This window comes from Arthrobacter sp. H41 (assembly GCF_000520535.1).
GTDB lineage: Bacteria > Actinomycetota > Actinomycetes > Actinomycetales > Micrococcaceae > Arthrobacter_D.
The window spans coordinates 1-15,992 of record NZ_KI914785.1 but is presented as its reverse complement, the minus strand read 5'-3'; the positions used below and the strand labels follow the sequence as shown (position 1 = coordinate 15,992).

Sequence of the window (15,992 nt, the reverse complement as noted above, 5' to 3'; positions counted from 1 at the left end):
ACCGCCGGTGGGCCATTCCCGATCCAGGTCCCACAGGGTCAGCCCGTGCGTCTTGACGTCGAGGTCGGCGTGCTTGCGCTGAACGTATTCCAGGGGATTGGTGTCGGCCATCAGGTGGCCGCGCACCCGGTAGGCGTGGATGAGCTGCTGGATCCGGGCCACCTTGTTGATCTCGTCCATCGGATCGACCTGGATGTCGACGCTCCAGCGCACCGGCTCGTACGGGATCCGGAGGGACTCGAAGATCTCGTCGTAGAAGCCCTGCTCACCGAGCAGGAGCTGGTGGATGATCCGCAGGAACTCGCCGCTGCCGGCACCCTGGATGACGCGATGGTCATAGGTGGAGGTCAGGGTGATGGTCTTGCTGATCGCGTGCCGGGCCAGCGTCTTGTCGCTGGCGCCCTGAAACGCGGCGGGGTATTCAAGGGCGCCGGCCCCGATGATGCAGGCCTGGCCCTTCGACAGGCGCGGAACTGAATGAACAGTGCCGATTCCGCCCGGGTTGGTCAGCGAGACGGTGGTGCCCGCGTAGTCATCGGCGCCGAGCTTGCCGGCGCGCGCCTTCTTCACGAGCTCCTCGTAGGCGTGCCAGAACTCCGAGAAGTTCATGTTCTCGGCCTTCTTGATGTTCGGCACCACGAGTGATCGGGAGCCGTCCGGCTTCGGCATGTCGATGGCCAGGCCGAAGTTGACGTGCGCCGGCTGCACCGACGAGGGCTTGCCGTCCACGACGTCGTAGTACACGTTCTGTGACGGGAACTGGGCCAGTGCGCGGATGATGGCGTAGCCGATCAGGTGCGTGAAGGATACTTTGCCGCCCCGGGCGCGGGCGAGGTGGTTGTTGATGACCACGCGGTTGTCGATCAGGAGCTTCGCCGGGATGGCGCGCACGCTCGTCGCGGTGGGGACCGTGAGGCTGGCCTCCATGTTGGTGGCGATGGCCTTCGCCGGGCCGCGCAGCGGCTTCACCGCGTCTTCGTCCATCTCGGTGTTGCGTGCCGATTTGGGGAGCTGTGCGGGGATGGGGGGCGTGGCGGGCTTTTGCGGTGCCGCGGCTGGTTCCTTCGGCACCGGCGGCTTGCCGGATTCCTGCGCCGACGCGGGCGATTCGCCGGACGCCTTCGGTGCGTCCGCCTCGGCACGAACGACCGGCAGTTCGCGGGTCACCGGCCGGGCATCTGCCGATTCCCGGGGAGGAGCCACTGGAGCGTCGGCTTTCGGAGTTCCGTTCTGCGGGGCTGCCGGGCCGCCTGCGTCTGACTGCCCGCTCTCGGAGCCGAACGAGTCGAACAGGTTCCACCACTTCTTGTCCACCGAGTGGCGGTCCTTCTGGAACTGCTCGTAAAGTTCATCAACAAGCCACTCATTTCCGCCGAATTCTTCAGGTAGACGGTGGCTGGTCTTATCTGGCACTTGGTATACGCCTCTTCCGTAAGTTGCCTGAGCGCGGTGTGGGCAATCCCGGCCGAAGCGACCGGCGGTGGACCCTGTTCCAGTCTAGTGACAGGAGTTCACAACAATCCAATTGCGCGCGCGATCGGTGCGGCGCCCGGGCGTACCGGATTCGGCGGCACGGCCGCGTACAACTAGACTCTTTGCGGTACTTCGACCGCCGGGAGAAAAAATGCGCTTCATCAACCAGCCGACCACCGACCTCACCTACTCGGACGTGTTCCTCGTACCGTCCGCATCGGAGGTCCTCTCCCGCTTCGACGTGGACCTCTCGTCCGACGACGGCACCGGGACCACCATTCCCCTGGTCGTCGCGAACATGACGGCGGTGACGGGCCGCCGCATGGTGGAGACCGTGGCCCGGCGCGGAGGCCTCGCCGTCCTGCCGCAGGACATCCCGTCCGAGGTCATCGCCGAGGTGACGGAATGGGTCAAGGGCAGGCATACCGTGTTCGAGACGCCCCTGAAGCTCCAGCAGGGGAACACGGTGATCGATGCGCTGCACCTGATCCAGAAGCGCGCCCACGGTGCGGTGGTGGTGGTGGACGACGCCGGGCGCTGCGTGGGCATCGTGCGCGCCTCGGACTGCGAGGGAGTGGACCGGTTCGCGTCCCTCGGGGCGGTCATGCGCGATGCTCCCGCCGGGATCCGTGCCGACCGGTTCGACGCCGATCCCGCCCGCGCGCTCCAAGAGGCCTTCGAGGAGCTCGACGGCGCCGGCGTCCCGCTCGCCCCGGTCACCGACGAGGACGGCGTTCTGCAGGGCGTCATCACCCGGACCGGCGCGCTGCGGTCGACGATCTATGATCCGGCGGTGGACGCCCGCGGACGCCTCCGGGTGGCCGCCGCCGTCGGGATCAACGGCGATGTCGAGGGCAAGGCGTCCGCACTGCTGGCGGCCGGCGTCGACGTCCTTGTCGTGGACACCGCGCACGGCCACCAGCGCAAGATGCTCGATGCGCTGAAGGCGGTCCGAAGCCTCGATCCGAACGTGCCGATCGTTGCCGGGAACGTGGTGAGCGCCGACGGCGTCCGTGACCTCGTGGAAGCCGGTGCCAGCATCGTCAAGGTCGGTGTGGGACCCGGGGCCATGTGTACCACCCGGATGATGACCGCCGTCGGGCGCCCGCAGTTCTCCGCCGTGTACGAGTGCGCGGAAGCCGCGCGCGCCCTCGGTGCACACGTCTGGGCCGACGGCGGGGTACGGTACCCGCGCGATGTGGCCCTGGCGCTCGCCGCGGGGGCGAGCCAGGTCATGATCGGTTCATGGTTCGCCGGGACCTATGAGAGCCCCGGTGATCTGCAGACCGACAGCAACGGCCGCAAGTTCAAGGAAAGCTTCGGGATGGCCTCCGCCCGGGCCGTGCAGAACCGCACGCGCCGCGAGGACGTCTTCGCGCGCGCCCGGAAGGGTCTGTTCGAGGAGGGTATCTCCACCTCGAAGATGTACCTTGACCCGGCACGGCCGGGTGTCGAGGACCTGCTGGATTCGATCACCGCCGGGGTCCGCAGCTCGATGACCTATGCCGGGGCGCGGTCACTGAAGGACTTCAACGAACGCGCCGTCGTCGGCGTGCAGTCCGCCGCCGGCTACGAGGAGGGACGCCCGCTCCAGCAGAGCTGGTAGGCCGCCGCAGAGGGAACCGGGACGTAGGCGCCGGCTGGGCTGTTCTGTCCTTGATTCGAAGGCTTGTCCCCGTTCAGCGTCGGAACCTGCACGGCTTTCAGGAACTGGACAGCGTGTTGTTGCGCGACACGCCGATCATTTGCAGCCCCTGAGTTGATAAGGTGGGCAACTTCCTCCACGCCCACGGGAAATGCCTTGAACTTGAGATCGCGCTCGATGGGCACGGCGCAGGGCACGCCGCCGGTTCACTGTAGGCGCAAAGGCTGAGCAGCGCAGGAAGCTCGGGTAAACTGGAGCCCTTATGGACAGCTCCTCTAGGGGCCGGCCAGCGGGGCACCCGGTGACGACGAACTTCCGTTCGTCCAGCCCGATGCCCGCGCCTCGAGCCGGCAGACCCCGACTACATGCCCATCTTTCCCTTTGCAGCGCGCCGGCAAGCGGCGGGGATCTCTCCCCGGCCGACGGCGACGCCGGAGCGGAGCCGCTTTCGGAGCCCTCCAGACCCGGCGAGCCTCCCGCTGACCAGAAGCTGTACCGCGCGGCTTCCTGCCCGGCAGGTTCCCGCCCTGCTGCGTACCCGTTCCGGTCCTTTCCCGTCCAGTTAGTTCCGTTCCGGGCGTTTCCCTTCCGGGCGGTGGCACCGTAATGGAATGGATCTACCTGGCGGCGGGAATCCTGCTGGTTCTTGGAACCGGCTTCTTCGTGGCCGTCGAATTCTCGCTGGTGGCACTCGACCAGACCTACGTGCAGCGTGCGGTCGACGCCGGCGACAAAAAGGCCGAACCGCTCCTGAGGTGCCTGAAATCCCTCTCGACGCAGCTCTCGAGCTGCCAGCTGGGCATCACGATGACGACGCTCCTGACGGGCTACGTCATGGAGCCCTCGGTGGCCAGCCTGCTCGAGCGCCCGCTGGGCGGTCTGGGGCTTTCCGGGCCGGCCGTCGCCACGGTGTCCATCGTCATCGCCATGACCCTCGCGACGCTGCTGTCGATGCTGATCGGCGAGCTCGTGCCCAAGAACCTCTCGATCTCCCTGCCGTTCCAGGTGGGCCGCACCCTTGCCCGGCCCCAGCTGCTGTTCACCGCAGTGTTCAAGCCCGCGATCATCGTGCTCAACGGGTTCTCCAACCGCGTGCTGCACATCTTCGGTCTTGAGGCGAAGGAGGAGATCTCGGGCGCGCGCACCCCTTCCGAGCTTTCCTCACTGGTCCGCCGCTCAGCGGAAATGGGTACCCTCGATGCCGGGACGGCGAACTTCCTGGCCCGGACCTTCGCGTTCTCGGAACGGACAGCGGCAGACGTCATGACGCCCCGGATCCGGATGGAGACCATCGATTCGGAGCAGACCGTGGCCGACGTCGTCGAACTGGCCCGCCGCACCGGCTACTCGCGCTTCCCGCTGATCGGTGAATCCGCTGACGATATCCGCGGCGTCGTGCACGTGAAGAAGGCCGTGGCGGTGCCGCGGGACCGGCGCGCCAAGCTTCCTGCGGGCACCATCATGACGGAGGTGCTGCGGGTGCCTGAAACGGTGCACCTCGACTCACTGCTGCGCGAACTGCGTGACGCGAACCTGCAGCTCGCCGTGGTTCTCGATGAGTACGGCGGCACGGCCGGCGTGGCCACGCTTGAGGACCTCGTCGAGGAAATCGTGGGCGAGGTTGCCGATGAGCACGACAAACTGAAACCCGGGGTGCTGCAGAGTGCCACGGGGGATTGGTACTTTCCCGCGCTGCTGCGACCCGATGAGGTCAGCGAGCAGATTCCGCTGCTCGTGGTGCCTGATGAGGCGGGGTATGAGACGGTGGGTGGCTTCGTGATGGCCGAGCTGGGGCGCCTGGGAGCAGTGGGCGACCGGGTGGAAGTCGAGAACGGCATGCTCGAGATCGAGCGCATGGACGGCCGCCGGATAGACCGCGTCCGGTTCGTGCCCACAGTGCTGGGGGCGACGAAGGAAGTCGACGGCATCGACCCGGGTAGCCGAATCGGCACAGGGCCCGACGGCGCGGCTCGGTTGCGGAATGCCGCGACCGGGGCCGGCCGTTCCGGCAGCACAGCGGTCAAGGAAGGCAAGCGATGAGCGACTGGGCTGGAATTCTCTGGCTGATCGTGCTCCTGGCGGGCAACGCGTTCTTCGTCGGCGCCGAATTCGCCGTCATGTCGGCCCGCCGCAGCCAGATCGAGCCCCTTGCCGATGCGGGGTCGAAGCGGGCGAAAACCACGCTCTGGGCCATGGAGCACGTCTCGCTCATGCTCGCCTGCGCTCAACTGGGGATCACCGTGTGTTCCCTGCTGATCCTGCAGGTGGCCGAGCCTGCCATCCACCACCTGCTGGTGGTGCCGCTCGAGGCCGTGGGGATCCCGGCCGGCTTCGCCGATGGAATCGCCTTCGGCATCGCGCTGCTGCTCGTGACGTTCCTGCATGTGACGTTCGGCGAGATGGTGCCGAAGAACATCTCGGTATCTGTGGCGGACAAGGCAGCGCTGTTGCTCGCGCCGCCCCTGGTGATGATTGCGCGGGTGGTCAATCCCATCATCTCCACACTCAACTGGACGGCGAACCACATCCTGCGGGCCCTGCGCGTGGACCCGAAGGACGAGGTCTCCTCGACGTTCACCCTTGAGGAAGTGCAGTCGATCGTCGAGGAATCCACGAGGAGCGGGCTGGTCGATGACGAGTCGGGCCTCATCAACGGTGCACTCGAATTTTCCGGCCAGACAGCTGAAACCGCGATGGTCCCCCTCGCCGAGCTGGTGACGATGAGGACGGATTCCACCCCCGAGGACTTCGAAAGGACCGTGGGCCGCACCGGATTCTCCCGCTTCGTCCTGGTCGATGAGAGCAGCAACCTCACGGGTTACATCCACCTGAAGGACATCATGTCGCTGCCCCAGGCCATGTACTCGAAGCCCATCACCGAGAACAAGGTGCGTACGCTCGCGAACCTCAACCCGCATGACGGTATCGAGGATGCGCTCACGGTGATGCAGAAAACCGGATCCCACCTGGCACGCGTGCTCGGTCCGGACGGCGGAACGCGGGGAGTGCTGTTCCTCGAGGACGTCATCGAGCAGCTGATCGGTGAAATTCGTGATGTCACGCAGAACCAGGGCGCCCGGAGGTCGGGAGAGGGTGTGACCGAACCCGAAACGCGGCTGGCGCGCTAGGTCCGAGTAGTCGGCGATTTCCCCTCGGCGGTGCGACGGGCACGGGAACCTCGTTTGCGAACGGTTCGCGTTAGAGTAAGGTCGTTCCTAACGTAAACAATTCTCATTAACATGATCGAGGCACCCATGCACCGCCGATTCGCGCGACGACCCACCCAACTCCTCACCGGCATCGCACTCGTTGCGCTGTCGATTTCGGCCTGTGGAACCGATACCGGATCCGGCGCTGCGTCGGAGAGCTCCGACGAAAAGCTGCAGGTAGTGACGAGTACGAACGTGTACGGAAGTATCGTCGAGGCGATCGGCGGGAACGACGTCGAGGTCACGGCAATCGTCACCAGCCTGAGCCAGGATCCACACTCCTACGAGGCGACTGTGCAGGACAAGCTGGCGGTGTCGAAGGCCGATCTCATCGTCGAGAACGGCGGAGGCTACGATCCCTTCCTGCACCGGCTGGCCGACGAGACGGAGATCGACCACGAGGCGATCGTCAGCGCCGTCGGAGTGTCGGGGCTCGAGGGAGCGCCGGAGGAGCATGCGGAGGAAGAAGATCATGCGGAGGAAGAGCACGCCGAAGACGAGCACGGCCACGGCTCGTTCAACGAGCACGTCTGGTACAACATTCCGGTGATGTCCAGCTTCGCCGACACGATCGCCGGGAAGCTCGCGGACCTGGACGAAGCGAACGCCGGGAACTACGAGGAGCGCGCGGCCGCCTTCAAGGAGGGCCTCGGCGGTGTCGAGGATTCGCTGGCCGATATCCGGGCAACGGGTGGCGGGGGAGATGTGGCCGTCACCGAGCCGGTGCCGGTCTACCTGCTCGAGGCCGCGGGCTTCGTCAATGTCACGCCGTCCGGCTACAGCGAGGCGATAGAGGAAGAAACGGATGTGCCCGTGGCGGTGCTCAATGAGATGCAGACACTCGTTGCCTCCGGGTCGGTGAAATTCCTCGCCTACAACAGCCAGACGGAGGGTCCGCAGACGCAATCGGTGAAGGCCGCGGCCGAGGAGGCTGGTGTGCCGGTGGTCGACTTCACCGAAACCCTGCCGGACGGCGAGGACTTCCTCTCCTGGATGACGGCGAACACGGCGAACATCGTGGAGGCAGTGGGAACCTGACATTCCCCTTCAATCCCGGCAGACCCGCCGAGCATTCTTTCCGTACCGCCGCGCTGTGATTGACTGGGACGTTCCAACGCGGCGGCTGACGGCGTTCAACACCGGAAAGTGGTGCCGCGTGATCCCCCTGCCGACTCTGCAGCCCGTACAACCTGGAGAAACCGTGACCACACCTGTGGTGAGCCTGAGGAACGCGTCGCTTTCCTTCGGCACCCGCACCCTGTGGAGCGGACTCGACCTCGACATAATGCCGGGTGAATTCCTTGCGGTGCTCGGCCCGAACGGGTCGGGGAAGACGAGTCTGTTGAAGGTGCTGCTGGGCCTCCAGGACCTCGACACCGGAACCGCCCGGATCGAGGGCCGGCGGATCCAGCGGGGCAGCCGCCAGATCGGCTACATTCCCCAGCAGAAGTCCTTCCCCCCCGAAACACCGCTGCGTGCCCGGGATCTGGTGGGGCTCGGGCTGGACGGTCACCGCTGGGGGGTGAGGCTACGGAACCGCTCCCACAACGCGCGGGTCGATGCCCTCCTGGCGGAGGTCGGATCGTCCTCCTACGCCGACGCTCCTGTGGGTAGGCTCTCCGGGGGCGAGCAGCAGAGACTCCGCGCGGCGCAGGCACTGGCGACCGAGCCCGGCGTCCTGCTGTGCGACGAACCCCTGCTGTCCCTCGACCTGCACCACCAGCAGGCGGTGAGTTCGCTGATCAACCGGCAGTGCCACGAAAAGAGCAGTGCCGTGGTTTTCGTCACCCACGAGATCAACCCGGTGATCGACTACGTGGACCGTGTCCTGTATCTCGCGAACGGGCAGTTCCGGGTGGGCGCGCCGAAGGACGTCATGACCAGCGACGTCCTCTCGGAGCTCTACAACAGTCCGGTCGAGGTGCTCCATCATGACGGAAGGATCATCGTGGTGGGACTGCCCGATGCCACCACCCACCACCACCACGGTTCGGAGGCCTGAGATGGATCTGCAGGAATTCCTTCGCGCCGTGTTCAACTTCGACAATTACGCAGAGCTCCTGCCGCTAGTGAGGAACTCGCTGATCGCAGGGGCGGTGCTGGGACTGCTGGGCGGCCTCATCGGGACGTTCGTGATGATGCGCGACCTCGCCTTCGCCGTGCACGGCATCGCCGAGCTCTCCTTCGCCGGCGCTGCCTTTGCGCTGCTGATCGGTGCCAACGTGGTGTTCGGCTCACTGGTCGGCTCGGTGCTCGCGGCACTGGTGCTCGGGGTCATGGGAATCCGGGCGCGGGACCGGAACTCGATCATCGGCGTCGTGATGCCGTTCGGCTTGGGGCTCGGCATCCTGTTCCTCGCGCTGTATGAGGGCCGGGCCGCCAACAAGTTCGGCCTCCTGACCGGGCAGATCGTCTCGGTGGACGCTGTCCAGTTGAACCTGCTGGTCGGTTGCGCCGTCGTCGTGATGGGCGCGCTGGTGGCCATCTGGCGGCCGCTCACCTTTGCCAGCGCTGACGCGGACCTCGCCGAGGCCCGCGGCGTGCCGGTGCGTGGACTGTCGATTGCCTTCATGGTGCTGCTCGGCGTGGCAGTGGCGCTGTCGATCCAGGTGGTCGGCGCCCTGCTGGTTCTCGCCCTGCTCATCACCCCGGCCGCCGCTGCGCTGAAGGTGTCCGCCCATCCGGGCGTGGTGGTGCTGTTGAGCATCGTCTTCGCCTGCACCTCGGTGGTGGGCGGCATTCTCCTGGCCCTCGGGGGTCGCATACCCATCAGCCCCTATGTCACCACTATTTCCTTCGCGCTCTACCTGGCCTGCAGGGGGATCGCGAGCCGCCGCGGACGGGCGCGTCCCGCCGCGCACAGCGCCGCATTGCCTGCCTGACGGCGCCTGCGGCACGCGTCAGCGAGAGTCCGCGGCCTGCCGCGCCGAGCACTCGGGACACAGGCCGTAGATCTCCACGGTGTGCGCCACCTCGGTGAAGCCGTATTCGGCGGCAGTGCGCGCAGCCCACTGTTCCACTGCCGGCGCCTCGATCTCGACGGCGCGCCCGCAGTTGCGGCACAGCAGGTGGTGGTGGTGATGCGGAGCCGCGCAGCGCCTGTAGACAGCTTCGCCGTCACCGTTGCGCAGCACGTCGACAAGGCCGTCGTCGGCCATCGACTGGAGGATCCGGTAGGCCGTGGCAAGGGACACCGATTCGCCCCTGCCATGCAGGACCCGGTGCAGCTCCTGCGTACTCACGAAATCAGGAAGGCTGTCCAGAGCGGCGCTCACGGCGCGGCGCTGCTTGGTGACCCGCTGTTCGGAACCCCGGCGGGTGGGCTGCTCCGCTTCGGGCGGCATGGAATGTCCTTTTCAGCGAAGGTGCCGGCACGGTGATCACGCCGACTTTTCTCCTCCAGATTATCAGCGGTGCGGAGGTAGTCTGTCGGGTATGAAGCTGACGAAGTTCACGCACGCCTGTGTCCGCCTCGAGCGCGAGGAGTCGGTGCTGGTGTTCGATCCCGGTTCATTTTCCGAGGTGGACGAAGCCCTGGACGGCGCCCAGGCCGTGCTCATCACCCACGAGCATGCCGACCATCTCGACGAGGACGCCGTCGTCGCCGCCCTGCGTGCCAGGAACGAACTCGAGCTGTGGGCGCCTCCCGGGGTGGCACAGTCGCTGCAGGTGCGGCTCGACGACGACGCAGCGGGGCGCGTGCACGCGGTGGAGAGCGACTCCGAGTTCATGGCTGCGGGATTCGCCGTCCGTGCCTTCGGCGGCCAGCATGCGCTGATCCATCCGCTGATCCCGATGGTGGCGAACATCGGGTACCTCGTGGAGGGCAATGTGTATCATCCGGGCGATTCGTTCGTGGTTCCTGACGGTCATTCCGTGCAGAACCTGCTGGTGCCCCTCCACGCTCCCTGGTCGAAGGTCGGCGAGGTGATCGACTTCGTGGTGTCCGTCCGCGCTCCACGGGTATTTCCCATTCACGACGCCCTGCTCAACGATGCGGGGGTGACGCTCGTGGAAAACCATGTGAAGCGCATCGGCGCCGCGTACGGCTCCACGTACCGGCATCTTTCCCCCGGGGAGAGCGTGGAGGTCTAGCAGCGGATTCCCCCCAGCGAAGGAAAGTGAAGGAAACCGGCGTCGCCGAGCGGCACGCTGCCGCGCCGGTTGGTGATCCGGATGCGCCTGTGGTGAACTGACGGGCATCAGGACCGGACGTGGTGCCGGTCACACTCCTAAAGGAGATCTTGATGAAGACTCTGATGAACGTGCAGACGCTGCGGAACCGGATGACCTCCGGCGCCCAGACGGTTCTGCTGGATGTCCGGTGGGTGTTGGGAGACCCCCATGGCCACCGGAACTACCGCTCGGCGCATATCCCGGGGGCCGTGTATGTGGACCTCGAGACCCAGTTGTGTGCAGCTCCATTTCCGGGTTCGGGGCGGCATCCGCTTCCCGAACCGGAGACGCTGCAGGAAGCCGCACGCCAATGGGGAATCAACGACGACGACGTCGTGGTGGCCTATGACGACAACGGCACCCTGTCTGCCGCACGCCTGTGGTGGCTCCTGCGCGATGCGGGCTTTGCCACGGTAGCCCTGCTCGACGGCGGCCTGGCTGCCTGGCGTACTGCGGGATTCGAACTCGAAGGCGGCGAGGAGCAGCACTGCCTCGGCTCGGTGACCCTCGGCTCCGGTGCCATGCCGGTCGTGGAGCTTCCCGACCTGAGCGGGCTCCAGTGGCAGGGAGTACTGCTCGATGCCCGGGCCGCCGAGCGTTTCCGCGGCGAGGTGGAGCCGGTCGACGCGAAGGCCGGCCATATCCCGGGTGCACGGAGCGCTCCCACCTTCGAGAACCTCCAGCCGGACAAGCGGTTCCGGCCCGCTCCCGAGCTGGCCGCGCGCTTCGCTGCGCTCGGCGCCGACGGCAGCGCGCCCATCGCCGTCTACTGCGGTTCCGGGATCACTGCCGCCCACGAGATCGCAGCACTCGAGATAGCAGGGTACTCGGCGGCGCTGTACCCGGGTTCCTGGTCGCAGTGGTCCTCGCGGGCCGAGCTTCCGGTGGCCACCGGCGCCTGAGAAGGCCCTTGCCGGCATCGCGGGGTCTACCCGCCCGTGCCTCCTGGTGGCCAACACCGGTGAGGCACGGGTAGCGTCTAGAACATGTTTCCAGGCCGTCCGGCACCGCCGCCCCTGCGCACCATCGTGCCCCGACGCAGGTTACCGGCAACCCCCACTTCAGGAGAACGAGTGAGCACCCTTTTCACGAAGATCATCGACGGCGAGATTCCCGGGCGTTTCCTCTGGGAGGACGACGACGTCGTGGCGATCCTGACGATCGCGCCCATCACGCCCGGCCACGCGCTGGTTCTCCCGCGCCGGGAAATCGAGCACTGGCTCGACGCCGATTCACAGACACTGAACCGCCTCATGGCCGTGGCGCAGCACATCGGCACCGCGCAGCGGGAGCTGTTCGCCGCCAAGCGCGTGGGAGTCCTGCTGGAGGGCTTCGAGGTGCCGCACCTCCACGTGCACGTGTGGCCGGCGCAGGGGCCGGAGGATTTCGATGTCCACCGCGTCGACCATTCGCCGGACCCCCAGGACCTGGACCGGAATGCGCAGGCGCTTCGGGAAGCACTCCGGGCGTCGGGCCACGCGGAATACGTCCCTGCCGGGTAGGCGCCGGAAGGGACGTGCCGGGATCCGGTGCCGGTCGGAGTGCCGGAATCTCCGCGGACCTGAACGGTACGGCTAGGCCGCCTTCGCACTCAGGGCGTCGTTGAGGGTTGTACGGATGCGCTTCTCCGAGACCGAGTGGGCAGTTCCCAGTTCCTGTGCGAACAGGCTGACCCGTAGTTCCTCGAGCATCCAGCGCACCTGCAGCAGCCCCGGCGGCACGCGGCGGGTTGCAGCGGCGAGCGCCGATGCGGCGTCGTCGTAGTCATCCTCGAGGCGCTGCACCAGTGCGGTGTTCAGGCCGTCCCGCTGGACGTTCGAGGCCAGCTTGTCGAGCCGGATCTCGATGCCGCGCAGGTAGCGGGGCAGGTGCGTGAGCTGGGCGTAGCCGGTCTTCGCCACGAACCCCGGGTACACGAGCTGCTCGAGCTGGCTGCGGATGTCGTTCAGGGCGGTGATCAGCGCAAGGCTCGTGGTGCCCCTGAGCTGCTTCTGGATGCGGCGGTTGCTCGACAGGATGGTTTCCACGGTCGCCGTGACGGTGAAGACCGTGTCGATCAGTTCGGCCCTCACCCGCTCGTACAGGCTCGAGAAGTCCTGTTCGGTCCACGGCAGCTGTTCCGGGACCAGCTTGTCGATGGCGGCCAGTGAACAGTCCCGGATCAGTTCCGCGACGCTGCCGTGCGGGTTCTGGCTGAAGGTGAGTTTCTCGGTGTTGCTGAGGTGTTCAAGGACGTACTTGGCGGGACTCGGGACGCGGAGGGACAGCAACCGGATGACGCCTGCCCGCATGGCCTCCGCCTGCTCGCCCGCGGAGGGAAAGACCCGCAGTCCCACTGCGGAGCCTTCATCCACGAGGGCAGGGTAGCCGGTGACCAGATGCCCGGCCACGGTGCGGGACACGTCGCGGGGTTCCGCTCCCCGGGGGCCGCGGCGTCGTTCCGGCCGCCGGGCCCGCCACCGGTTCGGGTGCTGCCCGGTGTGGCACCGAGGGACTCGGCGATGGCACGGCTGACCGCCGGTGCGAGGGATTCCTTGAGGACGTCGAGGTCGGGCCCTTCGTCGAGGATCCGGCCTCCCGCGTCGACGATCCGGAACGTCATCAGCAGGTGCGGGGGCAACACCGACCAGTTCCATGATCCCGGCGGGACGATGTGCCCCTTGAGGCGGCGCAGCGCCAGCTCGAGCGATTGTTCGAGGTCATCAGTAGCCGGGTCGAAGTCCGCGGTCAGGGACCCGACCGCCGAACGCGCGACATCCGGCGCGGGGATGAAATTCTTGCGGACCTGCTTGGGCAGCGATTTGATGAGTGCGCTCACGAGCTCCACGCGCAGCCCGGGGATCTGCCAACGGAAGGGCTTCGCCTCGAGCTGGTTGAGGAAGAGGACCGGAATGGTCACCGTGACGCCGTCGGCGGCTCCCGGCGTCAGCGGGGAGAACTCGTAGTGCAGGGGCAGTTCGAAGCCGGACTGGTGCCAGCTGGTGGGAAAGGCCGCCTCGTCGAGGCCGTCGGCGTCGTCGCTCAGCAGTTCCTCGGGCTTGAAGTCCAGCAGGTCCGGGTCGTCCTGCCGCGCCTGCTTCCACCACGAGTCGAAGTGCCGCTCGGACACCACCTCGGGGCCCAGCCGCGCGTCGTAGAACTCGAACAGCGTCTCGTCATCCACCCGGAGGTCTCTCCGGCGCAGCCGGTTCTCGAGTTCCTCGATCTCGGCGAGGCGTGCGGTGTTGCGGGCGAAGAACTTGTGGTGGGTCTTCCAGTCGCCCTCGACGAGCGCATGGCGAATGAACAACTCACGCGCTACCTCCGGGTCCACGCGCCCATAGTTGATCCGGCGCTGCGGCACGATCGGCACACCGTAGAGCGTGACCTTCTCATACGCCATGACCGAGCCGGACTTCCGGGACCAGTGGGGTTCGCTGTAGCTGCGCTTGACGAGGTTCGGAGCCACCTCCTCCGCCCAGAGCGGGTCGAACCGCGCCGACACCCTCGCCCAGAGCCGTGAGGTCTCGACGAGTTCGGCGGCCATGACCCAGTCGGGGGATTTCTTGAACAGGGCCGAACCGGGGAAAACGGCGAACCGGGTGCCGCGGGCTCCCGCGTATTCGCGCTTGCGCTGGTCATACAGACCGATATGGCTCAGCAGCCCGGAGAGCAGGCTGATATGGACCGCGTCGTTCAGCCCCACCGGGTCCACTTCCCCCGCGGAGAGCGGAATGCCGAGGGGCTTCGCGAGTTGCCGGAGCTGGGCGAAGAGGTCCTGCCACTCCCGGACGCGGAGGTAGTTGATGTATTCGTTGCGGCACATTTTGCGGAACTGTGTCGACGACAGTTCCTTCTGCTGCTCCTGTAGGTAGCGCCACAGGTTGAGGTAGGCCGTGAAGTCGGAATTCTCGTCGAGGAAGCGCTTGTGCTTCTCGGTCGCTGTCTGCAGCTTTGCCGGCTGGTCGGCCTGCGGACGTTCGCGGGGATCCTGGATGGTCAGGGCCGCGGCGAGCACCATCACCTCCCGGACACAGCCGCGCTTTCCGGCCTCCACGATCATGCGGCCCAGCCGTGGATCCACCGGAAGCTGGGCGAGTTTGCGCCCCACGCCGGAGAGACCGCCGTCGTCCTTCAGCGCACCCAGTTCCTTCAGGAGGGTCACGCCGTCGTTGATCGCCTTCGAATCCGGCGGTTCGACGAAGGGGAATTCGGCGATGTCCCGCGGACCCCGCGTCACGCCCATCGCCGTCATCTGGAGGATGACGGCGGCAAGGCTGGTGCGCAGGATCTCCGGGTCGGTGAAGGGCCTGCGCGACGCGTAGTCCTCCTCCGAGTACAGGCGGATGGCAATGCCGTCGGAGACACGCCCGCACCTGCCCGACCGCTGGTTGGCGGATGCCTGGGACACCCGCTCGATCGGGAGGCGCTGCACCTTGGTGCGGTGCGAATAGCGCGAGATGCGGGCAGTGCCGGTGTCGATCACGTACTTGATCCCGGGAACGGTCAGGGAGGTCTCGGCGACGTTCGTTGCAAGGACGATCCGACGGCTTGAACTGCCCGTGCTGAAGACCCGGTGCTGTTCCTGAAGGGACAGCCGGGCGAAGAGGGGAAGGATCTCGGTGCCACGGAGCCGGGGATTCGTCTGGACACGCGCCCTCAGGGCATCGGCGGCGTCGCGGATCTCCCGTTCCCCGGAGAAGAACACCAGGATGTCGCCCGGCGCTTCGCGGGCGAGTTCGTCGACGGCATCGCACACGGCATCGAGCGGATCCCGTTCCTCCTCGAGCTCGCTGTCCGGTCCGTCGCCGTCGTCGGACGCACCACCGGCGGGCTGGTCGAGCGGCCGGTAGCGGATCTCCACGGGGTAGGTGCGCCCCGAGACCTCGATGATCGGTGCGGAGGTGGTTTCCGCCAGGGCGGCGTCGGCGGCGAAGTGCTGCGCGAAGCGTTCCGGATCGATGGTGGCGGAGGTGATGATGACCTTGAGGTCCGGGCGCTGCGGCAGGACGCGCTTGAGGTAGCCGAGGATGAAGTCGATGTTCAGGCTGCGCTCGTGGGCCTCATCGATGATGATGGTGCTGTACTTGCGCAGCATCCGATCGTGCTGGATCTCGGCGAGGAGAATGCCGTCGGTCATCAGCTTGATCCTGGTGCTGCGGCCGACCTCGCCGCCGAACCGCACCTGGTAGCCCACTTCGGCGCCCAGTTTCACATCGAGCTCCTCCGCGATGCGCTCGGCAACCGTGCGCGCGGCAAGACGCCTCGGCTGGGTGTGGCCGATGAGGCCGCGTTCGGCGAGGCCGAGCTCGAGGCACATTTTAGGGATCTGGGTGGTCTTTCCCGAGCCGGTCTCACCGGCGATGATGGTGACCTGGTTCGCGGCGATCGCCGCCATGATGTCCGCGCGGCGCTCCGAGACCGGAAGTTCGGCGGGGTAGGAAATAGTCAGTGCCATAGTTACCCCAATTCTAGGGTGTGGCGGGTGATTCCCCGTCACCTGGACCGAG

The 15,992-nt window shown here is 66.7% G+C and carries 11 protein-coding genes and 1 pseudogene; 9 read left to right on the top strand and 3 right to left on the bottom strand.

The window, feature by feature from the left end; all coding sequences use genetic code 11:
- Positions 1–1,413 (bottom strand): 2-oxo acid dehydrogenase subunit E2 (locus Y705_RS0107130; RefSeq protein WP_026532363.1); only part of this gene is annotated, 1,413 nt, incomplete at its 3' end.
- A gap of 211 nt (positions 1,414–1,624) precedes the next feature.
- On the opposite strand from Y705_RS0107130, the gene Y705_RS0107125 reads away from it, so the two are divergent.
- The 6 genes from Y705_RS0107125 (at position 1,625) to Y705_RS0107095 (ending at position 9,209) form a co-directional block, all read left to right on the top strand.
- Positions 1,625–3,079: a GMP reductase gene (locus Y705_RS0107125; RefSeq protein WP_026532362.1), complete on the top strand. Its 1,455-nt coding sequence runs from the start codon at positions 1,625–1,627 to the stop codon at positions 3,077–3,079.
- A gap of 645 nt (positions 3,080–3,724) precedes the next feature.
- On the top strand, positions 3,725–5,158 hold the full coding sequence (locus Y705_RS18100; RefSeq protein WP_081737870.1) for a hemolysin family protein: 1,434 nt from the start codon (positions 3,725–3,727) through the stop codon (positions 5,156–5,158).
- Complete coding sequence (locus Y705_RS0107110; RefSeq protein WP_026532360.1) at positions 5,155–6,246, top strand: hemolysin family protein; 1,092 nt, start codon at positions 5,155–5,157, stop codon at positions 6,244–6,246. The genes Y705_RS18100 and Y705_RS0107110 overlap by 4 nt, the downstream gene beginning before the upstream one ends.
- 126 nt (positions 6,247–6,372) lie before the next feature.
- A complete protein-coding gene (locus Y705_RS0107105) occupies positions 6,373–7,365 on the top strand; it encodes a metal ABC transporter solute-binding protein, Zn/Mn family (RefSeq protein WP_026532359.1) in 993 nt (330 codons plus the stop codon).
- 178 nt (positions 7,366–7,543) lie between these two features.
- Positions 7,544–8,329 carry a metal ABC transporter ATP-binding protein gene (locus tag Y705_RS0107100; protein ID WP_026532358.1) on the top strand — a complete coding sequence of 262 codons (786 nt, stop codon included), beginning with the start codon at positions 7,544–7,546 and terminating at the stop codon, positions 8,327–8,329.
- Between the two features lies 1 nt (position 8,330).
- A complete protein-coding gene (locus tag Y705_RS0107095; RefSeq protein WP_026532357.1) occupies positions 8,331–9,209 on the top strand; it encodes a metal ABC transporter permease in 879 nt (292 codons plus the stop codon).
- Positions 9,210–9,227: 18 nt separating this feature from the next.
- Here the strand turns inward: Y705_RS0107095 and Y705_RS0107090 are convergent, their stop codons facing one another.
- A complete protein-coding gene (locus tag Y705_RS0107090; RefSeq protein WP_026532356.1) occupies positions 9,228–9,671 on the bottom strand; it encodes a Fur family transcriptional regulator in 444 nt (147 codons plus the stop codon).
- A 91-nt stretch (positions 9,672–9,762) separates the two neighbouring features.
- On the opposite strand from Y705_RS0107090, the gene Y705_RS0107085 reads away from it, so the two are divergent.
- The 3 genes from Y705_RS0107085 (at position 9,763) to Y705_RS0107075 (ending at position 12,005) form a co-directional block, all read left to right on the top strand.
- Complete coding sequence (locus Y705_RS0107085) at positions 9,763–10,422, top strand: MBL fold metallo-hydrolase (RefSeq protein ID WP_026532355.1); 660 nt, start codon at positions 9,763–9,765, stop codon at positions 10,420–10,422.
- Positions 10,423–10,574: 152 nt separating this feature from the next.
- Positions 10,575–11,405 carry a sulfurtransferase gene (locus Y705_RS0107080; protein WP_026532354.1) on the top strand — a complete coding sequence of 277 codons (831 nt, stop codon included), beginning with the start codon at positions 10,575–10,577 and terminating at the stop codon, positions 11,403–11,405.
- A gap of 171 nt (positions 11,406–11,576) precedes the next feature.
- Entirely contained in the window at positions 11,577–12,005 is a 429-nt protein-coding gene (locus Y705_RS0107075) for an HIT family protein (protein ID WP_026532353.1), read from the top strand.
- A gap of 72 nt (positions 12,006–12,077) precedes the next feature.
- Here Y705_RS0107075 and hrpA read toward each other — a convergent pair.
- Positions 12,078–15,940 (bottom strand): annotated as a pseudogene (gene hrpA / locus Y705_RS0107070) (ATP-dependent RNA helicase HrpA).
- Positions 15,941–15,992: the final 52 nt, after the last annotated feature.